Below are 24951 nucleotides of genomic sequence, written 5' to 3' on the forward strand. Positions count from 1 at the left end.
GGTCCGGCGCGCCCTTCTCGTTCAGGCTGGGCCTGGGATGCGTCCTCAGTTGCTTTTACGCGTCATCCCGGCCGGAGGGCCGCGTAGCGGGCCGTAGAGCCGGGATGACGGGAAGTGAGCGAGCGAAACGGTTGGATCCGATGCGCCCGCTCAACTAAGCCCGCTTGGCCTAGAAGCCGAAGCGCACGCCGACCAGGGCGCCGGCGCTCGACAGGTCGAACTTCGACTTCTGGTCGCCGCCCGAGGTGGAGGTCTCCACGCGGATCGGGCCGACGCGCTGGTAGCGGGCCTCGGCGAACAGCGAGACGCGCGGCGAGACCGCCATGCTGGCGCCGGCGATGGCCTGCAGGGTCAGGGCCGAGCCCTTGTCGTCGAGCAGGCCGTCGTCGATCTTCACCGAGGCCGCGCCGATGCCCGCGCCCAGATAGGGCTTCACCGGACCGGCGACCGGGAAGTCGTAATAGGCGTTGATGTCGAGGCTCAGGGTCTGGGCCTTGTCGCCCTCGAAGGTCTGCGACAGCGGGCCCACGCGGACGGTGGTCTCGATGTCCTGGCTGCGATAGCCGACGGCCAGTTCGGCGCGCCAGTTGCCCTCCAGCGACGCGCCCCAGGCCGCGGCGAACTGGGCGCTGGCGTCGACGTCGCCTTCGACGCGGCCGCCGGTGAAGCCGTAGTCATAGTCGCTCTTGCCGATGTAGCCGCCGGCGATCGAGACGTACTGGCCCTTGGTCGGGGCGGGCGCCTTGGCGGCGGCGGGCCTGGCGTCCTGGGCGCTGGCGGCGCCGGCGAAGGCGAGCGTCGCGACGGCGGCGGCGATGAACAAACGCATGAAGTGAAATCCCCCAATAGCTACACGTCCGGGTTGGACGTTCCGCCGATAGGGGTTAAAGTGACGGCTGTAAACTGAAGTCGGCGACAAGCTTGACCGTTTGTCGCCGACTATTGCATGGGCGCAACAATTGGTTGCGTGGCGGATATTTGATCAACTGGAGCGGCGGCCCGGAGGCGCTTGCTCTCAGCCCGCCAGGGCCTCGCGCTTTTCCTCCAGCATCAGCCAGTCTTCCTCGGCCTGGGCCAGATCGGCGCGGGCCTTGTCGAGGGCCTTCATGATCTTGTCGAAGCCGGCCGGATCGCGGACGTAGAGGTTGGGGTCGTCCAGCTTCTTCTCCAGGTCGGCCAGGATCTTGGGCGAACCCGCGATCAGGGCCTCGCACTCCTCCAGCCGCCGCTGGTCCTTGTAGGACAGCTTGGTGGCCTTCTTGGGCGGGGCGGCGGCGGGCGTGACGACGGCCTTGTGCGAGCCCGTGCCGGTGGCGAAGTCGCCGGCCGCGCCGCGCGCGCCCTTGAAGAAGTTCGGGGACTGGTCGATCAGGTCGGTCCAGCCGCCGGGGGTCTCCAGCACGTCGCCGTGGCCGTTCATGGCGATGGTCGAGGTGGCCAGGCGGTCGATGAAGTCACGGTCGTGGCTGACGAGAATGAGGGTTCCCTCGAAATCCGCCAGCAGCTCTTCCAGCAGGTCGAGCGTGTCCATGTCGAGGTCGTTGGTCGGTTCGTCGAGCACCATCAGGTTCATCGGCGAGGCCAGGGCCCGGGCCAGCAGCAGGCGGTTGCGCTCGCCGCCCGACAGGCTGGTGACCGGCTGGCGCAGCTGGGCCTCGGTGAACAGGAACTCCTTGGCGTAGCCGGCCACGTGCTTGGAGACGCCGCGCACCAGGATGGAGTCGCCGCCCGACGGGGTCAGGAAGTCCCAGACGGTGATCTTTTCCGACAGCGCCAGGCGGTTCTGGTCGACATAGGCGATCTCGAGATTGGTGCCCAGCTGCACCGTGCCGGCGTCGGCCTCGATCTCGCCCAGCAGCATGCGCACCAGGGTGGTCTTGCCCGCGCCGTTGGGGCCCACCAGGGCCACGCGGTCGCCGCGCAGGATGCGGGTCGAGAAGTTCTCGACGATGACGCGCTCGCCGAACTTCTTGGTCAGGCCCTTGGCCTCGACCACCCGCTTGCCCGACGTGCCCGAGCTCTCGACGGCCATCGACATCGCGCCGCGCTTCTCGGACTGGATGTCCCTCTTCTCGGCGCGCAGGTCCATCAGGGCGCGGCGGCGGCCCTCGTTGCGGGCCCGGCGGCCCTGGACGCCGCGCGCCAGCCAGGCGTTCTCGACTTCCAGCTTCTTGTTGAGGCGGCGCTCTTCTTCCGCCTCGGCGGCCAGCACCTGCTCGCTCCAGGGCTCGAATTCGGCGAAGCCCTTGTCGAGGCGGCGCACCTTGCGGTGCTCCAGCCAGAAGGTGCGCTGGGTGACGCGGTTGAGGAAGGCGCGGTCGTGGCTGACGATCAGGGCCGCGCATTTGGAATTGGCCAGCTCCTCTTCCAGCGTCTGGATGGCGAAGATGTCGAGGTGGTTGGTCGGCTCGTCCAGCAGCAGCACGTCGGGCTGCTCGGCGAACGCCCGGGCCAGGGCGGCGCGGCGACGCTCGCCGCCCGACAGGCCCTGCGTGCCCTGGGCGTAGTCCAGGCCGAAGTCGGCCAGGGTGGCGTGGGCCTCGTAGTCCTGGGCGCCGCCGGCCGTGCAGTAGTCGAGCAGGGTCTCGCCGGTGATCTCCGGCTCCTGGCTGACGAACACCACCTTGGCGCCCGGCTGGACGGCGCGCTCGCCGCTGTCGGGCTCGGCGCCCTGGGCGGCCAGCACCTTCAGCAGGGTCGACTTGCCCGCGCCGTTGCGGCCCACGAGGCAGGCGCGAATGCGCGGCTCCAGGGCGAGGTCCACGCCGTCGAACAGCGGCTTGGCGCCGTCGGCGAGACGGACGTCCTTGAGGGCGAGCACGGGGGCGCGGGCGGGGGCGGCCATGAAGCGGTCTTTACGTCTGGTACGGCGAGGGCGAGGAGATGGGGCCTATAGCAGGGCGCGGGGAGGGGGAAGGCGGAAAGTTTGTCTCGTCCTGCGACGAGCCCCCTCAGTCGGCTTCGCCGACAGCTCCCCCAGAGGGGGAGCATCTGAAGCGCGAAATCCTCCCCCTCTGGGGGAGGTGGCCCGGAGGGCCGGAGGGGGGACGTTTTCAGCTGCCGGAGAGTTGGATGGTCATCACCGACTTCCCCCTCCGTCGCTTCGCGACACCTCCCCCTTCAGGGGGAGGATCTTCAGGCGGCCGCCAGCTTCCACACCGAGAAATCCTTGAACCGCAGCCGGCTCCAGGTGGTGCGCAGGCCAAACCAGCCGGTGGTGTAGGCGTCCGGATCGCGCATCTCGAACAGCTTGCGGCCGTCGGCCCAGTATTGGACGAGGTCGCCATAGGCCACCAGCTGGACGTGGACCCAGCGGTTGGGCTGCAGCAAGGTCCGGGCGTCCTTGAGGTCGTGCTGGGGCAGCATCGGGCGGTTGCCTGGTTGGCCGACATAGCGGCGCAGGCGGGTGCTGGAATTGTAGTTGCCGCCCTGGCCCACATAGTAGGTCTTCAGAAGGTCGTAGCCGGCGAAGGCGCCGGTGCGGGGGCTGGCGAAGAGGTCGTCCGGGCTGCGGACGTCGGTCGCCATCCAGAAGGCGTTGAGGTCGCTGATCCGGTCGTTGCGGCCGCCTTCGTAGACGGCGAGCGCCTGGTGCTCGATCAGCACCGGGCCTTCGAGCCGCGGCTTGAACCAGGCGGTGATCCCGGCCGGAGCGTCGAGCTCGAGGACGCCGTTCCGGGCGCTGACCTTGGACGGCTGCTCGGCTTCGATGGTCCAGTCGGCGAGGTCGTGGGTGAAATCATCCGTGTAGAGACGATCTGTCTTGCGCCAGGGCTCGGGGGCTTGCGCGCGGGCGGCGCCGGCCAGCGGCAGGGCGAGGGCGGACAGGGCGAGGGACCGGCGGGTGAGCATGAAGGAGCCTTAGCGCGAGCCGGACCGCAGCGCAGCCCCCTCCGGCCCTTTGGGCCACCTCCCCCAGAGGGGGAGGATCTAGAGCGCCAAGATGCTCCCCCTCTGGGGGAGCTGTCGCGGAGCGACTGAGGGGGCTTGTCCTCAGTCTTCGTCCGGCTCGTAGGGCCAGTCGCCCTTGTCGACCATCAGGTCGGTGGCCACGAAGTCCATGGCGTCTTCGGGATCGTCGAGGCTGGCCTCGCTGATGGTCTGGTCGCGGACCGAGACGCCGGCCTTGTGGGGGCTGTCGGGGTCGCCGGTAATCAGCGGGTGCCACTGGGGCAGGGTCTTGCCCTCGTGCAGGCGGCGATAGGCGCAGGAGGGGGGCATCCACTCCAGGTCTTCGATGTTGTGCGGCGTCAGCTTGATGCAGTCGGGCACGGTCTTGCGGCGATTGGGATAGTCGCTGCAGCGGCAAAGATGGGCGTCGAGCAGCTGGCAGTGCACGCGGGTGGGGATCACCTCGCCGGTGTCTTCGTCTTCGAAGCGAACCAGGCAGCAAAGGCCGCAGCCGTCGCATAGACTCTCCCACTCGGGGACGGTCATCTGGTGAAGGGATTTCGTCTCCCAGAAAGGTTTGCGCGCCATCATCGGGGCGTCCTAAACCCAAACGCCGATAAGACCAACTGGACGCAACACCGCACGTGAACGACTGGACGCTGCCGCCCTACAGGTTCGACGACCCGCCCGCGCGCCCGACGCCGCCGGCGGGCGGCGGTTCCGCGCCCGTGCCGCCGCCGCCTCCGGAGCCCCCGAAAGGCCCGCCGCAGCGTCCGCCCGAGGAGCCGTTCCGCGCCGACCTGAAGACGCCGCGCAAGAAGGGCGGCTGGGGCTGGGTGTGGCTGACACTGCTGGTGGGCGTGATCCTGGGCTTCCTCGCCGTGGGCGGGGCGGGCGCCTATGTCTGGTTCAAGTACCTGAAGGACACGCCGGACCTGCCGTCGCGCGAGGCGCTGTTCGCGGTCAACCGCGCGCCGGGCGTGCGGTTCGAGGACCGCAGCGGCCAGGTGATCGCCACGCGCGGACCGCGCTACGGCCAGCGGGTGACGGTCAAGACCGTGCCCGGCTACGTGCCGCTGGCCTTCCTGGCGGCCGAGGACAAGCGCTTCTACAAGCACGGCCCGATCGACCTCTACGGCATCGCCCGGGCGGCCTGGGTGAACTGGCGCGCCGGCCGCACGGTGCAGGGCGCCTCGACCCTTAGCCAGCAGCTGGCCAAGGGCCTTTTCCTGACGCCCGACCGCACGGTCGAGCGTAAGCTGCAGGAAATGCTGATGGCCTGGCGCCTGGAACAGGTGCTGACCAAGGACGAGGTGCTGGAGCTCTATCTGAACCGCGTGTTCTTCGGGGCCAACACCTATGGCGTCGACGGCGCGGCCCAGACCTATTTCGGCAAGCCGGCCAGCCGTCTGACCCTGTCGGAAGCCGCCCTGCTGGCCTCGCTGCCCAAGGCGCCCTCGCGCCTGGCCCTGACCCGCGACATGGAGGGGGCGCTGGCCCGCTCGCGCCTGGTCTTGGCCAACATGGAGAAGGAGGGCTGGATCACGGCCGCCGAGCACGCCGCGGCCCTGGACGACACGCCCAAGCTGTCGCCCGACGCGGTCAGCGACGAGGGCGACTACGGCTGGGTGCTGGACTACGCCACCACCGAGGCGATCCGCATCGCCGGCCAGAACGCGCCGGATCTCGTCGTCCGCCTGACCATCGACACCCGCCTGCAGAAGGCGGGGGCCGACATCGTGCGCCAGGCCATCGCCCTGGGCGGCCAGCACGCCGGCGCCAGCCAGGCCGCGCTGCTGTCGCTGTCGGCCGACGGAGCGATCCGGGCGATGGTGGGCGGCACGGACTACATCGCCAGCCCCTTCAACCGCGCGGTGCAGGCCAGGCGCCAGCCGGGCTCGACCTTCAAGCCGTTCGTCTATGCCGCCGCCCTGGAAAAGGGCGTGCTGCCCAGCGACATCCGTGTCGACGGGCCGGTGCAGTTCGGCGACTGGAAGCCCGAGAACTACGGCGGCGACTATCGCGGCCCGATGACCGTCGAGCAGGCCCTGATCAATTCCACCAACACCATCGCCGTCAAGCTGGCCCAGGAGGCCGGCGGCGCGCAGGTGGGCAATCTGGCCCGCCGGTTCGGGATCACCAGCCTGCCCGACCGGCCCGACCTGTCGGTGGCGCTGGGGGCCTACGAGGTGAACCTGTTGCAGATGACCTCGGGCTTCCAGGTCTTCCAGCTGGGCGGCCAACGGGTGGAGCCCTACGTCATCGAGAGCATCACCGCCCAGGACGGCCGGCCGATCTATGCCCGCGGCCCGCTCGCTCCCGCTCAAGTCTACGACATCGCCAAGGCCAGCATGATGGTCAAGATGATGAAGAAGGTGGTCGACCAGGGCACGGCCAAGCGGGCGGCGTTCGGCTGGCCGGCGGCCGGCAAGACCGGCACCAGCCAGAACTGGCGCGACGCCTGGTTCGTGGGCTTCACCCCCGACTTCGCCACCGGCGTGTGGGTGGGCAACGACAACGACAAGCCGATGAACAAGGTGGTCGGCGGCGACATGCCGGCCAGCATCTGGCGGCGCTACATGCTGGCCGCGCACCAGAACCTGGCGATCCGGGATTTCCCGTGGCTGCTGCCCGACCCCGGCCCGCGCACCTCGCCCGATCCGCGCAACGGCTTCTACGAGACCCTGGCCTCGGAGTTCGCCCGCACGGCCTCGGAGTTGGAGAGCGAGGCGGCCCCGGACGCGCCGGTCGACGACGGCCGCGGACCGGTCCCGCCGCCGGAGGAGCTGCCTTACTAGGCTTCCTTCTCCCGCAAGGGGAGAAGGCCGCCCGGACGGGGATAGAGCAGCGTCGATCCTCTGCGTAGACGGAAAAAGATCTGGCGATATCAGCCGCTTGCAACTTTCTCATGGGGCTGGATCAGACGCGCTCGCTGGCGCCGTACACTTCTGTCATGGCCGAGAAAAGCGAACAGAACGACGCGCTGCTGACCGAGATCCGCGACCTGGTCGTGGAGACCTATCACGGCGCCGCCAAGGAACTGCTGACCCAGGTGCAGGGTGAGCCGCCCAAGCCGCGGATGGAGGCGAGCAAGCAGGTCGCCCTGGTCGGGCGGCCGGTGGAGATGCTGCACGCCGCCAGGCTGCGTTCGCAGAAGATCTCGGCTTCGAGACAGCCCGCCGCGGACGACGGCGAAGAGGACGAGGCCGACATGCATGGCGAGATCCCTACCGATCCCGAAGAGCTTCGAGCCGCAGTTGAATCCAAGGTCGCCAAGCTTGCGGAGCGCCTGGAGCGCAAGCGGCGCGACGGGGATGGCGGCGGCGATCGACGCGATGAGTCCGGAGCAGCAGCGGAGGTTTCTGAGCGTCGATCTGGCTGAGCCTCTGCCGCACCAGGAACTGGAGGGCGACGAGGACTGGTCGACCTTCCTGCTGCTGGGCGGGCGAGGATCGGGCAAGACCTTCGCCGGGGCGCGGTGGCTGGCGCAGATGGCGCTGACCGTGCCGCGCATGGCGCTGGTGGGGCCGACCCTGCACGATGTGCGCGAGGTGATGGTCGAAGGCGCTTCGGGCTTGCGGGCGACCAGCGGGCCGGCCTTCCGGCCGCGGTGGGAAAGCTCTCGCCGGCGGCTGGTCTGGCCCAATGGGGCCGCCGCCTACGCCTTTTCGGCGGAAGACCCCGACAGCCTGCGCGGGCCGCAGTTCCATGCCGCCTGGGCCGACGAGTTCTGCGCCTGGCCCAAGGCGGCCGACACCCTGGCCATGCTGCGGTTCGGCCTGCGGCTGGGCGAGGATCCCAGGCTGGTCGTCACGACCACGCCGCGGCCGACCCGGGCGCTGAAGGTGCTGATGTCCGAGCCGGGCGTGGCCACCACGCGGGCGGGGACGGCGGCCAATGCCGGAAACCTGGCGCCGCGGTTCCTGGCGACGCTGGAGGCCCTTTACGGCGGCACCCGGCTGGCGGCGCAGGAACTGGAGGGGATCGTCGTCGAGACCGACGGCGGCCTGTTCCGGGCCGAGGACCTGGCCCGGTGTCGCGGGGCGCCGCCGGCCAGGTTCGACCGGGTGGTGGTGGCGGTCGACCCGCCGGCCACCGCACGCGGCGACGCCTGCGGGGTGGTGGTGGCCGGGCGCCGCGACGGCCGCGCCTATGTGCTGGCCGACCGCACGGCGCGGGGCCTGTCGCCCAACGGCTGGGCGCGCCTGGCCGTGGCGGCGGCCGTGGATTTTACCGCCGACGCCCTGGTGGCCGAGGCCAACCAGGGCGGCGACATGGTGCGCACCGTCCTGGCCCAGGCCGCCCCGCCGTGCCCGATCAAGCTGGTGCGGGCCTCGGTGGGCAAGCGGGCCCGGGCCGAGCCGGTGGCCGCGCTCTACGAGCAGGGCCGCGTGGTCCACTGCGGCGCCTTCCCGGCGCTGGAGGAGGAACTGATGGGCCTGGGCGAGGGTGATCTGGGGCACAGTCCCGACCGGGCGGACGCCTTGGTCTGGGCGCTGAGCGAGCTGATGCTGGGCGGGGGAAAGGCGCCGCGGTTGCGGGTGGTGTGAGTGTTCTGGGGGCCATCTCAAGGGTCCTCCCCCTGAAGGGGGAGGTGGCCCGGAGGGCCGGAGGGGGAAGTGTCTTCGATCTCGGCCAGGATCGTGGCCAGAACGTCGTCGACTGACGCAAGCACTTCGTAGGCTGGTATCCGCAAGGTTCGCACGCCTCGTTCGGCAAGGCGCAGGTCGCGAATGCGATCTCGCTCCGGCCGATCCTCGGTGTCATGGGCGTAGCCGTCGACCTCGACGGCCAGCTGCGTCTCCGGGCAGTAGAAATCCAAGACGTAGGGGCCGGCGGGATGTTGCCGGCGGAATTTCCATCCTTTCAGGCGACCACCCTTGAGGCCCTGCCATAGCAGGACTTCCGGGAGGGACATCTCGCGCCGGAGCTTTCTGGCCCTGGCGATTCGGGGTCTGGGCGGCTGCATCGACTTCCCCCTCCGTCGCTTCGCGACACCTCCCCCTTCAGGGGGAGGATCTTGGCGGCGGGTCACCCTTCACCCTACATCGTTCTTCCTTTGTTCTCAACTTCCACGGGAGCGGCCATGGCCCTTTTCGCGCGCCGGCGCGTGCCGGAAATCAAGGATTCGCGGGCGGCCAGGCTGGTCCCCCTGACCAGCGGCGGGCGGCCGCAGTGGACGCCGCGGGACTATGGGGCGCTGGCGAGCGAGGGGTTTTCCAAGAACCCCGTGGCCTATCGCTGCGTGCGGATGATCGCCGAGGCGGCGGGTTCCGTGCCGCTGGCGGTGTTTCATGGCGGGAGGAGGGCGGACGACCATCCGCTGGCGCGGCTGCTGGCGGCGCCCAATCCCGAGCAGGGCGGGCCGGACCTGATGGAGGCGTTCTTCGGCCACCTGCAGGTGGCGGGGAACGGCTATCTGGAGGCGGCTGGGGATCAGCCCAAGGAGCTCTATGCGCTGCGGCCCGACCGGATGGCGGTGGTGCCCGGGCCACGCGGCTGGCCGGCGGCCTACGACTACCAGGCCGGCGGGCGCACGGCGCGGATCGGGCGCGACGCCGACGGCTGGCTGCCGGTGCTGCACCTGAAGCTGTTCAACCCGACGAGCGACCATTACGGGGCCTCGCCGCTGGAGGCCGCCGCCTTCGCCATCGACGTGCACAACGCCTCGGGGGCGTGGAACAAGGCCCTGCTCGACAACGCCGCGCGGCCGTCGGGGGCGCTCGTTTATGGCGGGCGCGACGGGGACCGATTGAGCGAGGAGCAGTTCGAGCGGCTGAAGGCCGAGCTCGTTAACGCCCACGCCGGGGCCGACAACGCCGGCCGGCCGCTCTTGCTGGAAGGCGGGCTGGAGTGGAAGCCGATGTCGCTGACCCCGGCCGACCTGGATTTCGTCGAAGGCAAGCATGCGGCGGCCCGCGAGATCGCCCTGGCCTTCGGGGTTCCGCCGCAGCTGCTGGGGATCCCCGGCGACAACACCTACGCAAACTATCGCGAGGCCAACGGGGCCTTCTGGCGGCACACGGTGGTTCCGCTGGCCGAGCGGGCGGCGCGGGCGATCACCGCCTGGCTGGGGGCGAAGTTCCCCGGCGCGCGGGTCGCCTGCGATCTGGACGCCGTGCCGGCGCTGAGCGCCGAACGGGACGCCCTGTGGGCGCGGCTGGAGGCGGCGAGCTTCCTGACCGACGAGGAGCGCAGGCGGCTGGCGGGGCTGGAGGGGTGACTTAGATCCTCCCCCCGAAGGGGGAGGTGGCCCGAAGGGCCGGAGGGGGAAGCCCTAGCGAAGCTCGGTTTGGCTGCGCCCCCCGCAATCACATCCCCCTCCGTCGGCTTCGCCGACACCTCCCCCTTCAGGGGGAGGATCCTGGAGAACGGACTTTCATGACTTCATCCCCCAACCGCTGGCGGCTGGACCGCCAGGTCTCGGCGGCCGTGCTGGTGGCGGTGACGCTGCAGGCGGCCGCGGCGCTGATGTGGGCCGGGCGGGCCAGCGCCAGGATCGACGAGATGCAGAAGCGCCTCGACGCCCAGGCCCCGGTGGCCGAGCGGCTGGCCAGGCTGGAGACCCAGGCCGAGGCCACGCGCGCGGCGTTGGTGCGGATCGAGGCCAAGCTGGACCGCCCGTAGCGACGAAAACCCCGCCCTTCGACAGGCTCAGGGTGAGGTTTTCGACTGACGTTCAGGAGCCCTCATCCCGAGCCTGTCGAAGGACGAGGGCGGCTCTTGCGGAGACCACGCATGTCTCAAGACCTTCGCATCGAGGGCTACGCCTCGCTGTTCTGGACTCGCGACCTCAACGACGACGTCACCGCCGCCGGGGCCTTCAAGCAGGGCCTCGAGGCCGGACCGATCCGCATGCTGCACCAGCACGACGAGGCCGAGCCGATCGGCGTGTGGGACGAGGCGTTCGAGGACGCGCGCGGCCTATTCGTCCGTGGACGGATTATCAGGGCGACGCCGCGCGGGCGGCTGGTGGCGGCGCTGGTTAAGGCCGGCGCGCTGGACGGGCTGTCGATCGGCTTTCGCCAGGTCAAGGCGCGGACGCAGGGGCGCTTGCGGGTGCTGAGCCGCGTCGACCTGTGGGAGGTGTCGATCGTGACCTTCCCGATGCTGCCGCAGGCAAGGCTGCGGGTGGTTTGAGATCTCCCTTCCCCCTTGATGGGGGAAGGGCCGGGGTTGGGGGTGGAGCGGCCTTTCCGCGCCTCTGACCGCCGACGGCTTCGGAGGCTGACGCGCCGCGTCACCCCCATCCCAAACCCTTCCCCCATCGAGGGGGAAGGGCTTTTCACGGAGAACTCCATGAAGGAAACCAAACAGGTCCCGGCCTCGCCGGAGGCCCGCTCGGCGCTGGCCGAGATGCTGGCGGCGTTCGAGGGCTTCAAGGCGGCCAACGACCAGCGGCTGGCGGCGATCGAGAGCAAGAGCGCCGACGTGCTCCTGGAAGACAAGGTGTCGCGCATCGACGCGGCGCTGAACGCCGCCCAGGACCGGCTCGACCGCGTGCTGGCCGACAGCCGCCGTCCGGCCCTGGCTAGCGAGGCGCCGGCCGCGCGGGTCGACGAGCGCAAGGCCGCCTTCGACCGCTATGTGAAGACCGGCGAGACGGTGGGTCTTCTTGGCGGCCTGCTCGAAGCCAAGGGCCTGTCGGAGGGCGTGGCCACGGCCGGCGGCTATGTGGCGCCGCCGGAGCTGGAGCGGCAGATCCTGCGCCGCCTGGCCGCCACCAGCCCGATGCGCGAGATCTGCCAGGTGCGCACCATCGGCGGCGGCACGTTCCGCAAGCCGGTGAGCCCCACCGGCCTGGCCGCGGCCTGGGTGGCCGAGACCGCCGCGCGCCCCGAGACCACGGCGCCGACCCTGGACGTCATCGACTTCCCGGCCGGCGAGCTCTATGCCAGCCCGGCCGCGACCCAGGCGCTGCTGGACGACGCCTATGTCAGCATCGACGAGTGGCTGGCCGAGGAGGTGCAGGACGCCTTCGCCGCCCAGGAGACGGCGGCCTTCGTGGCCGGCGACGGGGTCAACAAGCCCAAGGGCCTCCTGGCCTACACCGCCGCCCCGGACGCCAGCTACGCCTGGGGCCAGCTGGGCTACGTGGCCACGGGCGTCGCCGGCAACTGGCCGGCCAGCAACCCGACCGACAAGCTGATCGACCTGATCTATTCGGCCAAGGCCCAGTACCGCCAGAACGGCCGCTTCGTGCTGAACCGCCGCACGGTCAGCGCGGTGCGCAAGTTCAAGGACGCCCAAGGCAACTACATCTGGAACGCGGCCCTGCAGCCGGGGCAGTCGGCGTCGTTGCTGGGCTTTCCGGTGACCGAGATCGAGGCCATGCCCGACGTGGCCGCCAACAGCATCGCCGTGGCCTTCGGCGACTTCGAGAAGGGCTACCTGATCGTCGACCGCGCCGGGGTGCGGGTGCTGCGCGACCCCTATTCGGCCAAGCCGCACGTGCTGTTCTACACGACGAAACGCGTCGGCGGCGGCGTGCAGAACTTCGACGCGGTGAAGCTGCTGAAGTTCTCGGTGAGCTGACCCGCCAGGCCGCCCCTGATGGGGCGGCCCCCTCCGGCCCTCCGGGCCACCTCCCCCAGAGGGGGAGGATTTCAGATGCTCCCCCTCTGGGGGAGGTGTCGCGAAGCGACTGAGGGGGTCTTCCCCCCAAGACTGGAAATCCCCATGCCCAATTCCGTGACCTTGGCGCAGGCCAAGGACTTCCTGCGCGTGGGCGGCGAGGACGAACTGGTCGCCCTGCTGATCGAGGCCGCCGAGGCGCGGGTCGGGCAGGCGGCCGGAGTCGATTTAAGCGCCGCCAGTCCCGCGCCGTTGCGCCTGGCGGTGCTGATCCTGGCCTGCCACGCCTACGAGCATCGCGGTGATGCGCGGCCGCCGCCGCTGTCGCTGGTCGAGCCGTGGCTCGCGCCGTTCCGCGAGGCGCGGCTGTGAGCGCCGAGATCGCCCTGGCCAGGGCCTTGGCCGACCTGCTGGCGGCTACGCCGGCGGTGTCGGCGATCGTGGGAACGCGGGTGCACGCGTCTCCGCCGCGAATGCTGACCTATCCCTGCGTCAGCATCGGGCGGATCGAGAGCCGCCCCGTGGGCGAGGGCGACCTGCTCGAGCATGTCGTGACCCTCACCTGCGCCTCGCGCTTCGGCGGACCGGAGGAGGCGCGGGCCATGGTCGCGGCCGCGCGGCTGGCGCTGCACGACGCCGCGCCGGCCGTGGAGGGCCGGGCGCTGGCCTCGCTGAAGGTGCGCTTCTGCGACGTGTTTCCCGCCGCCGACGACGAGCTGACCCTGGGCGTGCTGCGCGTGCGGGCCGTCAGCGAGCCGGCCTGAATTCCTATTCCACAAGGAGATCGACCATGGCCGCGCAAGCCGGCAAGGACATGCTGCTGAAGATCGGCGACGGGGGCTCGCCGCAGGCCTTCGTGACGGTGGCGGGCCTGCGCGCCCGGACCATCAGCCTGAACGCCAGGACCATCGACGCCACCGACGGCGACAGCGCCGGGCGCTGGCGCGAGCTGCTGGCCGGGGCGGGCGTGCGCTCGGCCTCGGTGTCGGGGGCGGGGGTGTTCCGCGACGCGGCCTCGGACGCGCTGGTGCGCGACAGCTTCTTCTCGCAGGCCGCCCGGACCTGGCGCCTGGTCATCCCCGACTTCGCCCAGCTGGAGGGGCCGTTCCTGGTCTCGGCGCTGGAATATGCCGGCCAGCACGACGGCGAGGCGGCCTTCGCCCTGACCCTGGCCTCGGCCGGGGCGGTGAGCGTGACGGCGATCTAGGGGAGGGCGGCGAGATGACGCTTCCCAATGCGGCGCGCGGCGAGGTGGCCGTGATGCTGGGCGGGGTGACGCGGCGGCTGTGCCTGACGCTGGGCGGCCTGGCCAGGATCGAGGCGGCGCTGGGGCTTTCGGACTGGAGCCAGCTGCCGGCGCGGCTGGCGCGGCCGTCGGCGGGGGAGCTGATGGCGGTGCTGGAGGCGCTGGTCGACGACGAGCTGGGACCGCTGGACGCGGGCCGGCTGGACCCGCGCGAGGCCGCCGCTGCGGTGGCCATGGCCCTGGCGGCGGCCGCGTGAGCCCCTGGGGCGAGATGCTGCGGCGGGCGGCGGTGGCGTTCGCCATCCCGCCGGCGGCGTTCTGGCGGCTGTCGCTGAAGGAGTGGCGGGCCCTGGCGGCCGGCGAAGGATCCGGCGCGGCGTTGGGTCGGCCGGACCTAGCGGCGCTGATGGCGCGGTTTCCCGACGGGATGGAGGACGAGGCATGAGCGGTTTCGACGAGGACTTGCCGCTGCGCACGGCCGAGGCGGCCGACGCCCTGGCGGGCCTGGAGGCGCCGGCCCGGGCGGCGGCGCGGTCGATCGAGGACGCCTTCGCCCAGGCCGGCGAAAATCTGGCGCGGTCGCTGGCCAGGGCGGCCGCCGACGGCGAGGTGTCGCTGGCCGAGCTGGCGCGGGCGGTGCTGGGCGCGGCGTCGGGCGGTCGCGGCGGCGGCGGCCTGGGCGAGGCGCTGAGCGCGGCGGTGTCGGGCGTGTTTTCCGGGACACGGGCCGAGGGCGGTCCGGTGACCGGCGGCGGGGCCTATCTGGTCGGCGAGCGCGGGCCCGAGGTGTTCCGGCCGGCCGGGGCGGGAACGATAGAGCCCGTCGGCGGCAGTGGGGGCGGCGGCGCGATCAGCGTGACGGTGCAGGTGGCCGGCGGCGAGGCGGGCGCCCTGGCCCGTTCGGACGCCCAGCTGGCCCAGGCCCTGGCGCGGGCCGTCAGCCTGGGCGCGCGGCGGCTCTAGCCGAAGACGTCGGCCGTTTCGCGGGTCGTGGCCTTGGGCGCCCGCGAGGGCAGGCAGCCGAGGACGAAGACCAGCGCCAACAGCGTCAAGGCGGCCAGCAGGGAGGCAAGGCTCATGGAGGCCTCCGGGTTCGCCGCGACGCCGGGCGGGACGCCGAATATCCTGTTCAGGGCGAGGCCGATGAGCACGATTGGCAGCGGAAACGGCGCCAGCCAGAACGGCAGGCCCGCGTCGCGCAGGCGTCGGGCGGCGAAGGCGCACCAGACGGCCAGGCTGACCCAGTCCACGGCGTCGCCGAACAGTTCGTCGTGGGGGATCTCCAGCACGGCGAACACGCCGACGATCATGGCGATCAGCGAGAGCCAATATTCGAGCCGCCGGCCGCGACCGCGCAGATAGGCCAGGACCAGCTTCATCCGAACACCTCCGCCCGGGCCTGGGGCTGGATCCGGGGCGGGCGCGAGGGCAGGCAGCCCAGGAGGATCACCGCGACGGCGATGAGCGCCAGGACCGCGCCCCCGACCTGCATGCGCAGGACGACGTGGAAGGCGACGTCGTGCTGGTCGCGCGCCAGATCGAAGAAGGCGGCGGCGGCCAGGCTGACGATCGGCGCCGGCGCGCTGAGCCAGAGCGGCCAGCGGGCGTCGCGCAGTCGGCGCACGGCGGCGAGGGTCCAGGCGAACCACAGCAGGGCGCGCAGCGGCCAGTCCGACGACAGCAGGTCCGGCGCGACGGCGACGATGACCGCGGTGGCGGCCGTGTTGGCGGCCAGGACGCCGGCGCACCACAGCCAGAATTCGAGCCGCCGGCTGCGGCCGCGCAGATAGGCGTCGATCGCCGGGCTCATCCGAACACCTCGGCCTGGGTCTCGGGCGTCGGGGCGGTGGAGGGCTTGGAGCGCCAGGCGCCGATCAACGTCCAGAATCCGATCCACAGCACGAAGAGGGTGAGCGGCGCATAGTCGAGCGCGAGGTCGGTCTTGCGGCCGGGGATCAGGAACAGGGCGACGCCGGTCACGACCGAGACGGGTATCGGCGCCAGGCAGAGCCAGGGCGACCAGCCGATGTCGCGAAGCCGGCGTGAGGCCAGCAGGAACCAGGCCGCGACCAGCACCCACGCCAGGGCGGTGCTGGCGGGCGCGAACCGCAGGGCCAGGCCGGCGCCGATCAGCGCCACGACGCTGAGCCAGTATTCCGGCCGCCGGCAGCGGCCGCCCAGATAGCGCCAGAGGGCGCGCAGCGGGCTCATCCGAACACCTCGGCCTGCTTCTGCGGTGTCGGCGGCCGGCGAGACTTGGACGGCCAGAAGCCCAGCAGCAGGTTGAAGGCCAGCCAGCCCAAGCCGATCGGCGCCATCGAGGCGTCATACAGTTTCTGGGGATCGGCGATGGTCTTGGCCAGCACGAGCAAGGCGAAGAAGAAGGCGAGGAACGTGATGATCGGCGCGAGCGACAGCCAGGGGCTCCACCCCATCGCGCGCAGCCGGCGCGAGGCCAGCAGCAGCCACAGGGCGACCAGGATCAGCGGCAGGGCGTTTAGGAACGGCGGGACCGGCGCGAAGGCCGCCGACAGCGACAGGACGAGGAGGAGCGCGAGGTAGGCCCAGAACTCGCGCCGCTTGCCGCGGCCGGTCAGGTAGCGCCAGAGGGCGCGCTGCGGGCTCATGCGAACACCTCGGCCTTGTCCTCGCCGGCGGGACGGCGCCGGGGCTTCCAAAGGCCGATGGCGATGACGAATATCGCCCAGATCCAGCCCGACGCCATCAGCAGCACGCTGACGGTCAGGGTGATCCAGGCGTCGGTGGTCAGGGGAAGTACGGCCAGCACCACGGCGAGCGCCATCAGCGCGATCGGCGCCTGGGACAGCCAGACCGGCCAGCCGATGTCGCGCAGCCGGCGCGCGGCCAGCACCATCCAGAACGCCACGCCGGCGAGGTTCGCCAGCAGGCGGACGGCGGGATGCGGCAGCAGCCGCGCGACCACCAGCAGGGCCAGCAGGACTACGAAGCCGAGCCAGTATTCGCGCCGCCTGCCGCGGCCGCGCAGGATGGTCGACGGGCTCATGGCGGTCAGTCGAAGACCTCGGCCAGGCGCGGGGCCTCGTCGAGGCGGGCGGCCTCCTTCCGCGACGGGCGCGCGCCGAGATAGATGATGAAGATCCAGGTGGCGACGACGGCGATGACCTTCGCCGCGATCGTCGTCGTCTCGACCGTGAGGTCGGGGACGATGGTGCGGACCATGCTGAGCAGCACGCCGATCGCGAAGCCGCCGCCGAGCGGCAGCAGGCACAGCCAGGGCGACCAGTCGATGGCGCGCAGGCGGCGGATGGCGATCGGGCACCAGCCCGCAAAGCCGATGAAGTTGGAGAGCCCCTTGTAGCCCAGCGCGCCGACGATCCCGGCGACCAGCATCAGCAGCAGCACGCCGCCCCAGTATTCGCCGCGCTTGGAGCGCCCCAGCAGATAGCCCTTGATCGCGTTCACGCCGCGCCCCCCGATACACAAAACCCCGCCGCGACAGTAGCGGCGGGGTTGCGTACGCGAAAGGGCTCTCGCGCGGCTTGCCAGGGGCTTAGACGGCCAGAGCGTTCAGCGGGCGGTCGCCCCAGCGGTTGTCGCTGGTGTCGCCCGGGGTGGCGCCGACCCACAGGGTGAAGCCGATGCTGACCAGGAAGCCCAGCAGCAGGGACATCACCACGCCGCCGGCGCCGGCCAGGGCGAACAGTTCGGGGTCGCCGCCGTTCAGGGCGATGGCCGCCGCGCCGAAGCCCAGCCAGAGGGCCGAGCCGATCAGCATCACCGGTCCCAGCACGATCGGCAGGGCCTGCCACCAGCCGCTCTTGCCCATGTCGTGCAGGCGCTTGGTGTAGATGCAGACGAAGCAGTAGAGCGACGCCAGGGCGACGAGATTGCCGATGACCGGGACCCACCCGGCCACCACGTTGGCGCCCAGCAGCATCAGCCAGGCGATCCAGAACGCCTGACGGCCGATACGGCCGTCGGCGGAGAACATCAGCGTTTTCCAGTCCATGTCTTTGTCTCCCAACCTTGAGGAGAGACTAGGGCCGGCCCCTGCGCGACTGAAGTGAAATGGGTGTCATGACAAGGGTTTAACCCGCCGCCGCCATTGGGGCGGGCGTGAGCGCGGGCGTCCCTCGGCGCGGGCCGGGCTCGACGCCCAGCCAGCCCAGCAGCGCCAGCCACAGCAGGCCCGAGGCCCCCGCGCCGGTGAAGATCGGCACGATGACGGCCATGCCGTCGAGATGACCCATCCAGGCCATCAGCCCGCCGGTGAGGATCAGGTCGAGACCCCAGACGCCGACCAGCGGCCAGGGGCCGTGGCCCATGTCGCGCAGGCGCTTGAGGCACAGCACGCCGCTGACCCAGCCTTGCAGGGCCAGGATCGCCAGGCCCGGGATCCAGCCGTCGAAGCCGAGAGCCGGGCCGCTGACGTCGACCAGCCAGGGCCCGACCAGCGGGATGGCGGCCATGGGCGCCGCGCCATGGCGTCCGAACGCCAGGAAGCCGCCGATCTCGAGCCCGAGCAGCAGGAACAGGCCCAGCCAGAACGGTCCGCGGCCGATGGCGCCGCGCGGCGAGAAGAGCAGGGCGAAGAAGGGCACGGCGGGGTCTCCGGCGGGTCTGGATGGAATGTAAGTAAATAATCACTCACATTGTGCAGCTGTCAAGGAGGGCTCTTCATGAGCTTGGCGATGAGCGCCTTTCACGAGGTGCGGCTGCCCGTGCGCCTGGCCTTCGGCGGGACGAGCGGGATCGAGCGCCGCACCGAGATCGTCGGCCTGGCCTCGGGCGCCGAGCATCGGTCCAGCCCCTGGGCGCACGGGCGGCGGCGCTACCTGGTCGGCACGGCGACGCGCAGCCTGGACGAGGCGGCCGAGCTGGTGGCGTTCTTCGAGGCGCGGCGGGGGCGGCTGCACGGCTTTCGGTTCAGGGACCCGGCCGACTTCAAGTCGTGCGCGCCGTCGCAGAGCCCGGCCCCGACCGACCAGAGGCTGGGAACCGGCGACGGGACGCGGAAGGCGTTCCAGCTGGCCAAGGCCTATGGGACCGGCGAGACGGCCGCGTCGCGGCCGATCGCCAAGCCGCAGGCCGGAACGGTGCGGGTGGCCGTGGCCGGGGTGGAGCAGGCGGCCGGGGCCTTCGCGGTGGATACGGCCACGGGCCTCGTCACCCTGGCGGCCGCGCCGGCGGCGGGGGCGGCGGTGACCGCCGGCTTCCTGTTCGACACGCCGGTGCGCTTCGACCTCGACCGCATCGACGTGACCCTGGAGGGGTTCGGGGCGGCGCGGGTCGGGGCCGTGTCGCTGGTGGAGGTGCGGGCCTGATGCGCGCGGTCGAGGCGGCGCTGGCGGCGCGCATCGAGAGCGGGGCGGCGCGGCTGTGCCACGCCTGGGTGCTGACCCGGGCCGATGGCGCACAGCTGGGCTTCACCGACCACGACCACGACCTGACGGTGGCGGGGACACTTTGCCGGGCGGCCAGCGGCTGGAGCGCAGGGGCGGCCGAGAGCGAGGCGGGGTTCGGGCCCGGCCTGGCCGCGGCGCTGGGGGCGCTGGACGGCTCTTCGCAAGAGGGGGCGGCGATCACCGCCGCCGACATCGAGGCGGGGCTCTATGACGGCGCGCAGGTGGTCTGCCGGCGGGTGGACTGGAGCGCGCCGGACCTGCTGGTCGAGCTGTGGCGGGCCCGGGTGGCGCGGGTGTCGTGGACGGGCCGGGCCTTCACCGCCGAACTGGAGGGGCCGGCGGCGGACCTGGAGGCGGTGGCGGGGCGGGCCTATGCCCGCAGCTGCGACGCGACCCTGGGCGATGGCCGCTGCGGCGTCGACCTGGCGGCCCATCCCGGCGAGAGCTGCGACCGGCGCTGGACGACCTGCCGCGAGGTGTTCGCCAACGCGGTCAATTTCCGGGGCTTTCCGACCCTGCCGGGCGAAGACTTTCTGACCCTCTATCCCGCCGAGGGCGAGGCCAACGACGGAGGTCGGCGATGAGGGGGCGGGTCGTGAGCGAGGCCCGGACCTGGCTGGGCACGCCCTACCAGCACCAGGCCAGCCTGAGGGGCGTCGGCTGCGACTGCCTGGGCCTGGTGCGCGGGGTATGGCGGGCGCTGCACGGGCCCGAGCGCGAGACGCCGCCGCCCTATCGCCCCGACTGGGCCGAGCTCGGCGACGGCGAGCCGCTGCTGGAGGGGCTGGCGCGGGCGCTGGTCGCCGTCGAGCCGGCCGATGCGCGGCCCGGCGACGTGGTGGTGTTCCGCATGCTGGCCGGGGCGGCGGCCAAGCACTGCGCGATCCTGTCGGCGCAGGGGCCGAAGGGGGCGCGGATGATCCATGCCTACTGGGGCCGGGCCTGCGTCGAGAGCTGGCTGGGCCCCTGGTGGCGCGCGCGGCTGGTCGCCGCCTTCTCGTTTCCGGAGATCGCTTGATGGCGCAGATGATCCTGAAGGGGGCCGGTTCGGGCCAGGGCCTGCTGGGCGCGGTCGGCGCCGGGCTGGGGGCGATCGTCGACGCGGGCCTGGCCTCGGCGCTGGCGCCGATACGGAACGGTCCGCGCATCGCCGAGCTGAAGCTGACCGGGGCGGCCGAGGGCGCGCCGATGCCGTGCGCGTTCGGACGGGCGCGGGTGGCGGGCCAGGTGATCTGGGCGGCGCGCTTTTCCGAGCATCGCCGCGAGACCGGCGGCAAGGGCGGGCGCGTGCGGTCCTACGGCTACAGCCTGTCGCTGGCCCTGGCGGTGGGCGAGGGGCCGATCGACGGGATCGGCCGGGTGTGGGCCGACGGCAAGGTGATGGACATGGACGGCGTGACCATGCGCGTCCATCGCGGGACGGACGACCAGCTCCCCGACCCGCTGATCGCGGCGGTGGAGGGCGAGGCGCCGGCCTATCGCGGCGCGGCCTATGTGGTGTTCGAGGACCTGGCGCTGGACGCCTTCGGCGGGCGGCCGCCGCAGCTGTCGTTCGAGGTCTTCCGCCGGCCGGGCGGCGACGGGACAGGGCTGGAGGACCGGCTGGAAAGCGTGTGCCTGATCCCCGGCGCGGGCGAGTTCGTGCTGGCGACCGACGTGGTGCTGCGCCGCGAGGGGCTGATCCGGACGCGCCCTGAGAACCAGAACAACGCCGAGGGGCGGGCCGACCTCCTGCTGTCGCTGGACCAGCTGCAGGCGCAGCTGCCGAACGTGCGGCGGGTGAACCTGGTGGTCAGCTGGTTCGGGACCGACCTGCGCTGTGGCGCGTGCGAGATCCGGCCGGGCGTCGAGGCGGCCGACAAGCCGACCGAGCCTATGGCCTGGCGCGTGGCGGGGCTGGAGCGCGGGCAGGCGCGGCTGGTCTCGCAGAGCGGCGGCGGGGTCGCCTATGGCGGCACCCCGGCCGACGAGGCGGTGGTCCAGGCGATCGCCGAACTGAAGCGGCGGGGCTTTGAGGTGACGCTGTATCCGTTCGTGCTGATGGACGTGCCGGCCGGCAACGGCCTGGCCGATCCGCACGGCGCGGGCGAGCAGGCGGCCTATCCCTGGCGTGGGCGGATCACCTGCCATCCGGCCCCGGGACGGGCGGGCTCGCCGCACAGGACGGCGGCAGCGACGGCGCAGGCGGCGGCGTTCTTCGACGGCGAATGGGGCTTTGGCCGCTTCGTGCGGCACTATGCGGGCCTGGCCGCGCAGGCCGGCGGGGTGGACGGCTTCCTGATCGGCTCGGAGCTGGCGGGCCTTACCCGGGTGCGCGACGCGGCGGGGTTCCCGGCCGTGACGGCGCTGAGGGCTCTCGCTGGCCAGGCGCGGGCGCTGCTGGGGCCGGCGACCAGGATCGGCTACGCCGCCGACTGGAGCGAGTATTTCGGATCCCAGCCGGCCGACGGCTCGGGCGACGTGCATTTCCATCTCGACCCGCTGTGGGCCGATGCGAACATCGATTTCGTGGGGATCGACTACTATCCGCCGATCACCGACTGGCGGGACGGCCAGGAGCACGAGGACGCCCTGGCCGGCTGGGGCGGGCCGCATGATCCTGACTACCTGCGCTACAGCCTGACGGGCGGCGAGGGCTTCGAGTGGTTCTACGCCTCGGACGCCGACCGCGCGGCGCAGATCCGCACGCCGATCACCGACGGGGCCCATGGCGAGCCTTGGGTGTTCCGGCCCAAGGACCTGCTGTCGTGGTGGTCCAACCCCCATCATGACCGGCCGGGCGGCATGCGGTCGCCGACGCCGACGGCCTGGGTTCCGAAATCCAAGCCGATCCGGCTGATCGAGTTCGGCTGCGGGGCGGTGGACAAGGGCGCCAATGCGCCCAACCTGTTCGTCGATCCCAAGAGCGCCGAGAGCGCCTTGCCGCCGTTCTCGGACGGCGGCGCCGACGGGCTGGGCCAGCGGAGGGCGCTGGAGGCGGTACTGGCCATGGTGGGCGATCCGGAGGCCAATCCGTTGTCGCCGGTCTATGGCGGGCCGATGATCGAGGAGGCCAGCGCCTGGTGCTGGGACGCGCGGCCGTTCCCGGACTTTCCGGCGCGGGCGGACGTGTGGGCGGACGCGCCCAACTGGCGGCTGGGCCACTGGCTGAACGGCCGGGCCGGCGCGGCGACCTTGAGCGAACTGGTCATGGCCGTGGCGGCGCGGGCCGGTGTGGAGATCGATCCGGGCGAGGCGTCTGGCCTGGTTGAAGGCTATGTGATCGAGCGGCCGATGCGCCTGCGCGACGCGCTGTCGCCGCTGGCCGAAGCCTTCGGGCTGGACGCGGTGGAGCGCGGCGGGCGGGTGCGCCTGGTCGCGCGCTCGGGCCCGGCGCAGGGGGCGCTGGCCGGGGACGACCTGGCCTGGCCGGAGGATCGCCCGGCGCCGGCCAGCGCGGCGCGGCGGCTGGAGGATGCGGCCGGCGCGGTGCGGCTGCGGTTCGTGGACCTGGCGCGCGACTACCAAGCCGGCGGGCTGGTGGTGCGGGGCGGGCCGGGGGCGCTGACCCTCGACGTCGAGGCGCCTCTGGTGCTGACGGCGGGGCAGGCCGGCGCCATCGCCCGGCGGCGGCTGGACGCACAGAGCGCCGAGCGGCGCGAGCGGGTCGTCCACCTGTCGCCGCTGGCGGGGCTGCGCTGGCAGGCCGGCGACCGGCTGTCGCTGGACGGCGAGACCTGGCGGGTGGCCCGGGTGGACCTGGACGAGCGGCCGAGGATCAAGCTGCTGCCGGTTCTGCCCGTCGTGGCCGAGGCCGGCGAGATCGACTGGAGCCCGGCCCCGCCCCGTCCGGCGCAAGGGCCGCCGGCGCTCATCGTGCTGGACCTGCCGCCGCTGCCCGGCGCGGAGGAGGACGCCCGGCCGTTGGTCGCCGTCGCGGCCCAGCCGTGGCGGGGCTTCGACGTGCATGCGGGGGCGGAGGTGGAGGCGCTGCGCGTACGGGGGACGGCGGGCGCCTGCGCGAGCGTGGGGACGACGCTGTCGGACCTGCCGGCCGGGCCCCGCCATCGGTTCGACCGGGGGACGCGGCTGGTGGTGCGGCTGGAGGGCGGCGCGCCGCAAAGCCGAAGCCGCGCGGCGGTGCTGGCCGGCGAGAACCTGCTGGCGGTGCGCGGTCCGGAGGGCTGGGAGCTGCTGCAGTTCCTGACCGCCGAGATGGTCGGGCCGGACGCCTGGGCGCTGGGCGGCCTGCTGCGCGGGCAGCAGGGCTCGGACATGGCGGCGTCGGTTGCGGCCGGGGCGACGGTGGTGCTGGTCGACGAGGCCCTGGTTCGCGCCGAACTGGGCCTGGCCGAGCGCGGCCTGCCGCTGGCCTGGCGCGCGGCGCCGGCCGGCGGCCCGGCGGCGGGACCGGCGATGACGCAGGTCGAGGCGGCCTGGCGGGGCGTCGCCCTGCGGCCGTGGTCGCCGGCGCACCTGAGGGCCAGGACCGTGGGCGGCGAGGTGCGGCTGTCGTGGATCCGCCGCGCGCGGGTCGGCGGCGACGGCTGGGAGGGCGAGGTCCCGCTGGCCGAGGCGGTCGAGGCCTGGCGGGTGGAGATCCTCGACGGCGAGACGGTGGTGCGGACGGTGGAAACGGCGACGCCGGCCTTCGTCTGGACGGCGGCGATGCGGGCCGCCGACCTGCCGGGCGGCGCGGCCGGGGCGCCGTCGGCCAGGGTGGCCCAGGGCTCGGCGACCTGGGGCTGGGGTGCGCCTGCGACGATCGCTCTGTGATATTAATGCAACATTTGGCTTGCGCCCGGCGCGGAACCGCCTAATTGAGGGGCTTCGGCATTTTCCGTACTTCCTTGAGGGCCTTCCTTGGCGCGCGACCCCTATCTGGAGCTTGGCGTTTCCCGCGGCGCGAGCGCGGACGAGATCCGCAAGGCGTTCCGCAAGCTGGCCAAGCAGTATCACCCCGACACCAATCCCGGGGACAAGAAGGCCGAGGACAAGTTCAAGCAGATCAGCGCCGCCTTCGACATCCTCGGCGACGCCGAGAAGAAGAAGAAGTTCGACGCCGGCGAGATCGACGCCGACGGGCGCGAGACCATGCGCGGCTTCGGCGGCGGTGGCGGCGGTCCGTTCGGCGGCGGCTTTGGCCGGGGCGGGGGCTTTGGACGCGGCGGCGGCGGCGGCGGCGGGGGCGATGGGCCCGAGATCGACCTCAACGACCTGTTCGGCGACATCCTGGGCCGCAATCGCGGCGCGGGAGCCGGCGGCGGCTTCGGCGGCGGCGGGTTCTCGGCCAAGGGCGCGGACGTGCGCGCGCGGCTCGACATCGACCTGGAAGAGTCGATCAAGGGCGGCAAGAAGCGCGTGGCCTTCTCGGACGGCCGCACGATCGACGTGACCATCCCGGCCGGCGCCCAGGAAGGCCAGACCCTGCGCCTGAAGGGCCAGGGCAGCCCGGGGCGCGGCGGCAACGGCGATGCTTTGATCGAGCTGGCGGTCAAGCCGCACCCGATCTACCGCAAGGAAGGCGAGCACCTGGTCATGGACCTGCCGGTCAGCGTTCCCGATGCGGTGCTGGGCGGCAAGGTCGAGGCCCCGACGCCCGACGGCCCGGTCAACGTGACGGTGCCCAAGGGGGCCAACAGCGGTTCGAAGCTGCGGCTGAAAGGCCGGGGCCTGGCCGACGCCAAGGGCCATCGCGGCGATCTCTATGCCCGCCTGATCGTCACCCTGCCCGAGACGATCGACGAGGACCTGGAGAAGTTCGCCCAGGCCTGGCGCGAGCAGAAGCCCTATACGCCCAAGCGGCGATAGGGGCGGTGGACCTTAACCATGCCTGGTCAGGTCTGGTTAAGGCCTGGCGACCAGATTGCGCGG

At 72.0% G+C, this 24951-nt stretch carries 30 protein-coding genes and 1 pseudogene; 18 read left to right on the top strand and 13 right to left on the bottom strand.

Annotation, left to right across the window (positions count from 1 at the left end):
* Positions 1-169 precede the first annotated feature (169 nt).
* The 4 genes from ACODR1_RS21535 to ACODR1_RS21550 all read right to left on the bottom strand — a co-directional run bounded on the left by ACODR1_RS21535 (position 170) and on the right by ACODR1_RS21550 (position 4482).
* Complete coding sequence (locus ACODR1_RS21535; RefSeq protein ID WP_488882263.1) at positions 170-829, bottom strand: outer membrane protein; 660 nt, start codon at positions 827-829, stop codon at positions 170-172.
* Between the two features lie 186 nt (positions 830-1015).
* On the bottom strand, positions 1016-2845 hold the full coding sequence (locus ACODR1_RS21540) for an ABC-F family ATP-binding cassette domain-containing protein (RefSeq protein WP_488882264.1): 1830 nt from the start codon (positions 2843-2845) through the stop codon (positions 1016-1018).
* A 290-nt stretch (positions 2846-3135) separates the two neighbouring features.
* The gene (locus ACODR1_RS21545) at positions 3136-3852 is read right to left on the bottom strand and encodes a DUF6250 domain-containing protein (RefSeq protein ID WP_488882265.1); all 717 of its coding nucleotides are present in this window, start codon (positions 3850-3852) and stop codon (positions 3136-3138) included.
* A 141-nt stretch (positions 3853-3993) separates the two neighbouring features.
* Positions 3994-4482: a YcgN family cysteine cluster protein gene (locus ACODR1_RS21550; RefSeq protein ID WP_488882266.1), complete on the bottom strand. Its 489-nt coding sequence runs from the start codon at positions 4480-4482 to the stop codon at positions 3994-3996.
* A gap of 53 nt (positions 4483-4535) precedes the next feature.
* Between ACODR1_RS21550 and pbpC the strand changes: the two genes are divergently transcribed.
* From pbpC to ACODR1_RS21565, 3 genes are all read left to right on the top strand, one after another.
* On the top strand, positions 4536-6689 hold the full coding sequence (pbpC, locus tag ACODR1_RS21555; RefSeq protein ID WP_488882267.1) for a multimodular transpeptidase-transglycosylase PbpC: 2154 nt from the start codon (positions 4536-4538) through the stop codon (positions 6687-6689).
* Between the two features lie 155 nt (positions 6690-6844).
* Complete coding sequence (locus ACODR1_RS21560; RefSeq protein WP_488882268.1) at positions 6845-7273, top strand: hypothetical protein; 429 nt, start codon at positions 6845-6847, stop codon at positions 7271-7273.
* Complete coding sequence (locus tag ACODR1_RS21565; RefSeq protein WP_488882269.1) at positions 7227-8441, top strand: DNA-packaging protein; 1215 nt, start codon at positions 7227-7229, stop codon at positions 8439-8441. The genes ACODR1_RS21560 and ACODR1_RS21565 overlap by 47 nt, the downstream gene beginning before the upstream one ends.
* Before the next feature lie 17 nt (positions 8442-8458).
* Here ACODR1_RS21565 and ACODR1_RS21570 read toward each other — a convergent pair whose 3' ends face one another.
* A complete protein-coding gene (locus tag ACODR1_RS21570; protein WP_488882270.1) occupies positions 8459-8860 on the bottom strand; it encodes an endonuclease domain-containing protein in 402 nt (133 codons plus the stop codon).
* Here ACODR1_RS21570 and ACODR1_RS21575 point away from each other — a divergent pair.
* The 10 genes and pseudogenes from ACODR1_RS21575 to ACODR1_RS21620 all read left to right on the top strand — a co-directional run bounded on the left by ACODR1_RS21575 (position 8826) and on the right by ACODR1_RS21620 (position 14674).
* A pseudogene (locus ACODR1_RS21575) lies at positions 8826-10114 on the top strand (phage portal protein). The gene ACODR1_RS21570 and the pseudogene ACODR1_RS21575 sit on opposite strands and share 35 nt — an antisense overlap.
* A gap of 158 nt (positions 10115-10272) precedes the next feature.
* A complete protein-coding gene (locus ACODR1_RS21580) occupies positions 10273-10518 on the top strand; it encodes a hypothetical protein (protein ID WP_488882271.1) in 246 nt (81 codons plus the stop codon).
* Between the two features lie 111 nt (positions 10519-10629).
* Positions 10630-11031, top strand: coding sequence for an HK97 family phage prohead protease (locus ACODR1_RS21585; protein ID WP_488882272.1), 402 nt, complete (start codon positions 10630-10632; stop codon positions 11029-11031).
* A 159-nt stretch (positions 11032-11190) separates the two neighbouring features.
* A complete protein-coding gene (locus ACODR1_RS21590) occupies positions 11191-12426 on the top strand; it encodes a phage major capsid protein (RefSeq protein WP_488882273.1) in 1236 nt (411 codons plus the stop codon).
* A 144-nt stretch (positions 12427-12570) separates the two neighbouring features.
* Positions 12571-12837, top strand: a complete 267-nt coding sequence (locus tag ACODR1_RS21595) for a head-tail connector protein (RefSeq protein ID WP_488882274.1) — start codon at positions 12571-12573, stop codon at positions 12835-12837.
* Positions 12834-13229 carry a DUF3168 domain-containing protein gene (locus ACODR1_RS21600; protein WP_488882275.1) on the top strand — a complete coding sequence of 132 codons (396 nt, stop codon included), beginning with the start codon at positions 12834-12836 and terminating at the stop codon, positions 13227-13229. Before ACODR1_RS21595 ends, ACODR1_RS21600 begins: the two co-directional genes overlap by 4 nt.
* 26 nt (positions 13230-13255) lie before the next feature.
* Positions 13256-13672, top strand: a complete 417-nt coding sequence (locus ACODR1_RS21605; RefSeq protein ID WP_488882276.1) for a phage major tail protein, TP901-1 family — start codon at positions 13256-13258, stop codon at positions 13670-13672.
* 14 nt (positions 13673-13686) lie between these two features.
* Positions 13687-13968 carry a GTA-gp10 family protein gene (locus ACODR1_RS21610; RefSeq protein ID WP_488882277.1) on the top strand — a complete coding sequence of 94 codons (282 nt, stop codon included), beginning with the start codon at positions 13687-13689 and terminating at the stop codon, positions 13966-13968.
* Complete coding sequence (locus ACODR1_RS21615) at positions 13965-14156, top strand: phage tail assembly chaperone (RefSeq protein ID WP_488882278.1); 192 nt, start codon at positions 13965-13967, stop codon at positions 14154-14156. Before ACODR1_RS21610 ends, ACODR1_RS21615 begins: the two co-directional genes overlap by 4 nt.
* Positions 14153-14674 carry a phage tail tape measure protein gene (locus ACODR1_RS21620; protein ID WP_488882279.1) on the top strand — a complete coding sequence of 174 codons (522 nt, stop codon included), beginning with the start codon at positions 14153-14155 and terminating at the stop codon, positions 14672-14674. The genes ACODR1_RS21615 and ACODR1_RS21620 overlap by 4 nt, the downstream gene beginning before the upstream one ends.
* Here the strand turns inward: ACODR1_RS21620 and ACODR1_RS21625 are convergent.
* The 8 genes from ACODR1_RS21625 to ACODR1_RS21660 form a co-directional block, all read right to left on the bottom strand.
* On the bottom strand, positions 14671-15090 hold the full coding sequence (locus ACODR1_RS21625) for a DUF805 domain-containing protein (protein WP_488882280.1): 420 nt from the start codon (positions 15088-15090) through the stop codon (positions 14671-14673). The two genes, ACODR1_RS21620 and ACODR1_RS21625, sit on opposite strands and share 4 nt — an antisense overlap.
* Positions 15087-15521: a hypothetical protein gene (locus ACODR1_RS21630; RefSeq protein ID WP_488882281.1), complete on the bottom strand. Its 435-nt coding sequence runs from the start codon at positions 15519-15521 to the stop codon at positions 15087-15089. The genes ACODR1_RS21625 and ACODR1_RS21630 overlap by 4 nt, the downstream gene beginning before the upstream one ends.
* Positions 15518-15922 (bottom strand): DUF805 domain-containing protein, encoded by a 405-nt coding sequence (locus tag ACODR1_RS21635; protein ID WP_488882282.1) that lies wholly within the window; start codon positions 15920-15922, stop codon positions 15518-15520. Before ACODR1_RS21635 ends, ACODR1_RS21630 begins: the two co-directional genes overlap by 4 nt.
* Positions 15919-16338, bottom strand: a complete 420-nt coding sequence (locus ACODR1_RS21640; RefSeq protein WP_488882283.1) for a hypothetical protein — start codon at positions 16336-16338, stop codon at positions 15919-15921. The genes ACODR1_RS21635 and ACODR1_RS21640 overlap by 4 nt, the downstream gene beginning before the upstream one ends.
* Positions 16335-16736, bottom strand: coding sequence for a hypothetical protein (locus ACODR1_RS21645; protein WP_488882284.1), 402 nt, complete (start codon positions 16734-16736; stop codon positions 16335-16337). Before ACODR1_RS21645 ends, ACODR1_RS21640 begins: the two co-directional genes overlap by 4 nt.
* Positions 16737-16741: 5 nt before the next feature.
* Complete coding sequence (locus tag ACODR1_RS21650; RefSeq protein ID WP_488882285.1) at positions 16742-17155, bottom strand: DUF805 domain-containing protein; 414 nt, start codon at positions 17153-17155, stop codon at positions 16742-16744.
* Between the two features lie 88 nt (positions 17156-17243).
* Positions 17244-17702, bottom strand: a complete 459-nt coding sequence (locus tag ACODR1_RS21655) for a DUF805 domain-containing protein (protein ID WP_116487700.1) — start codon at positions 17700-17702, stop codon at positions 17244-17246.
* A 79-nt stretch (positions 17703-17781) separates the two neighbouring features.
* Positions 17782-18294, bottom strand: a complete 513-nt coding sequence (locus ACODR1_RS21660; protein ID WP_488882286.1) for a hypothetical protein — start codon at positions 18292-18294, stop codon at positions 17782-17784.
* Positions 18295-18384: 90 nt separating this feature from the next.
* On the opposite strand from ACODR1_RS21660, the gene ACODR1_RS21665 reads away from it, so the two are divergent.
* The 5 genes from ACODR1_RS21665 to ACODR1_RS21685 all read left to right on the top strand — a co-directional run bounded on the left by ACODR1_RS21665 (position 18385) and on the right by ACODR1_RS21685 (position 24888).
* Positions 18385-19017, top strand: a complete 633-nt coding sequence (locus ACODR1_RS21665; protein WP_488882313.1) for a phage distal tail protein, Rcc01695 family — start codon at positions 18385-18387, stop codon at positions 19015-19017.
* Positions 19017-19682, top strand: coding sequence for a baseplate hub domain-containing protein (locus ACODR1_RS21670; protein ID WP_488882287.1), 666 nt, complete (start codon positions 19017-19019; stop codon positions 19680-19682). Before ACODR1_RS21665 ends, ACODR1_RS21670 begins: the two co-directional genes overlap by 1 nt.
* 11 nt (positions 19683-19693) lie before the next feature.
* Complete coding sequence (locus tag ACODR1_RS21675) at positions 19694-20116, top strand: NlpC/P60 family protein (RefSeq protein WP_488882288.1); 423 nt, start codon at positions 19694-19696, stop codon at positions 20114-20116.
* The gene (locus ACODR1_RS21680; RefSeq protein ID WP_488882289.1) at positions 20116-23853 is read left to right on the top strand and encodes a baseplate multidomain protein megatron; all 3738 of its coding nucleotides are present in this window, start codon (positions 20116-20118) and stop codon (positions 23851-23853) included. The genes ACODR1_RS21675 and ACODR1_RS21680 overlap by 1 nt, the downstream gene beginning before the upstream one ends.
* Positions 23854-23940: 87 nt before the next feature.
* Positions 23941-24888 carry a DnaJ C-terminal domain-containing protein gene (locus ACODR1_RS21685; RefSeq protein WP_488882290.1) on the top strand — a complete coding sequence of 316 codons (948 nt, stop codon included), beginning with the start codon at positions 23941-23943 and terminating at the stop codon, positions 24886-24888.
* Positions 24889-24951: the final 63 nt, after the last annotated feature.

This window comes from Caulobacter sp. FG7 (assembly GCF_057808875.1).

What these genes read in the sequence shown, in the direction of transcription:
- ACODR1_RS21655 (WP_116487700.1), bottom strand. Translation starts at nt 17,702, where the DNA reads ATGGACTGGAAAACGCTGATGTTCTCCGCCGACGGCCGTATCGGCCGT.
- ACODR1_RS21585 (WP_488882272.1), top strand. Translation starts at nt 10,630, where the DNA reads ATGTCTCAAGACCTTCGCATCGAGGGCTACGCCTCGCTGTTCTGGACT.
- ACODR1_RS21605 (WP_488882276.1), top strand. Translation starts at nt 13,256, where the DNA reads ATGGCCGCGCAAGCCGGCAAGGACATGCTGCTGAAGATCGGCGACGGG.
- ACODR1_RS21645 (WP_488882284.1), bottom strand. Translation starts at nt 16,736, where the DNA reads ATGAGCCCGTCGACCATCCTGCGCGGCCGCGGCAGGCGGCGCGAATAC.
- ACODR1_RS21540 (WP_488882264.1), bottom strand. Translation starts at nt 2,845, where the DNA reads ATGGCCGCCCCCGCCCGCGCCCCCGTGCTCGCCCTCAAGGACGTCCGT.
- ACODR1_RS21550 (WP_488882266.1), bottom strand. Translation starts at nt 4,482, where the DNA reads ATGATGGCGCGCAAACCTTTCTGGGAGACGAAATCCCTTCACCAGATG.
- ACODR1_RS21635 (WP_488882282.1), bottom strand. Translation starts at nt 15,922, where the DNA reads ATGAGCCCGCTGCGCGCCCTCTGGCGCTATCTGGGCGGCCGCTGCCGG.
- ACODR1_RS21640 (WP_488882283.1), bottom strand. Translation starts at nt 16,338, where the DNA reads ATGAGCCCGCAGCGCGCCCTCTGGCGCTACCTGACCGGCCGCGGCAAG.
- ACODR1_RS21565 (WP_488882269.1), top strand. Translation starts at nt 7,227, where the DNA reads ATGAGTCCGGAGCAGCAGCGGAGGTTTCTGAGCGTCGATCTGGCTGAG.
- ACODR1_RS21670 (WP_488882287.1), top strand. Translation starts at nt 19,017, where the DNA reads ATGCGCGCGGTCGAGGCGGCGCTGGCGGCGCGCATCGAGAGCGGGGCG.
- ACODR1_RS21680 (WP_488882289.1), top strand. Translation starts at nt 20,116, where the DNA reads ATGGCGCAGATGATCCTGAAGGGGGCCGGTTCGGGCCAGGGCCTGCTG.
- ACODR1_RS21535 (WP_488882263.1), bottom strand. Translation starts at nt 829, where the DNA reads ATGCGTTTGTTCATCGCCGCCGCCGTCGCGACGCTCGCCTTCGCCGGC.
- ACODR1_RS21590 (WP_488882273.1), top strand. Translation starts at nt 11,191, where the DNA reads ATGAAGGAAACCAAACAGGTCCCGGCCTCGCCGGAGGCCCGCTCGGCG.
- ACODR1_RS21570 (WP_488882270.1), bottom strand. Translation starts at nt 8,860, where the DNA reads ATGCAGCCGCCCAGACCCCGAATCGCCAGGGCCAGAAAGCTCCGGCGC.
- ACODR1_RS21580 (WP_488882271.1), top strand. Translation starts at nt 10,273, where the DNA reads ATGACTTCATCCCCCAACCGCTGGCGGCTGGACCGCCAGGTCTCGGCG.
- ACODR1_RS21625 (WP_488882280.1), bottom strand. Translation starts at nt 15,090, where the DNA reads ATGAAGCTGGTCCTGGCCTATCTGCGCGGTCGCGGCCGGCGGCTCGAA.
- ACODR1_RS21620 (WP_488882279.1), top strand. Translation starts at nt 14,153, where the DNA reads ATGAGCGGTTTCGACGAGGACTTGCCGCTGCGCACGGCCGAGGCGGCC.
- ACODR1_RS21630 (WP_488882281.1), bottom strand. Translation starts at nt 15,521, where the DNA reads ATGAGCCCGGCGATCGACGCCTATCTGCGCGGCCGCAGCCGGCGGCTC.
- ACODR1_RS21665 (WP_488882313.1), top strand. Translation starts at nt 18,385, where the DNA reads ATGAGCGCCTTTCACGAGGTGCGGCTGCCCGTGCGCCTGGCCTTCGGC.
- ACODR1_RS21610 (WP_488882277.1), top strand. Translation starts at nt 13,687, where the DNA reads ATGACGCTTCCCAATGCGGCGCGCGGCGAGGTGGCCGTGATGCTGGGC.
- ACODR1_RS21560 (WP_488882268.1), top strand. Translation starts at nt 6,845, where the DNA reads ATGGCCGAGAAAAGCGAACAGAACGACGCGCTGCTGACCGAGATCCGC.
- ACODR1_RS21595 (WP_488882274.1), top strand. Translation starts at nt 12,571, where the DNA reads ATGCCCAATTCCGTGACCTTGGCGCAGGCCAAGGACTTCCTGCGCGTG.
- ACODR1_RS21545 (WP_488882265.1), bottom strand. Translation starts at nt 3,852, where the DNA reads ATGCTCACCCGCCGGTCCCTCGCCCTGTCCGCCCTCGCCCTGCCGCTG.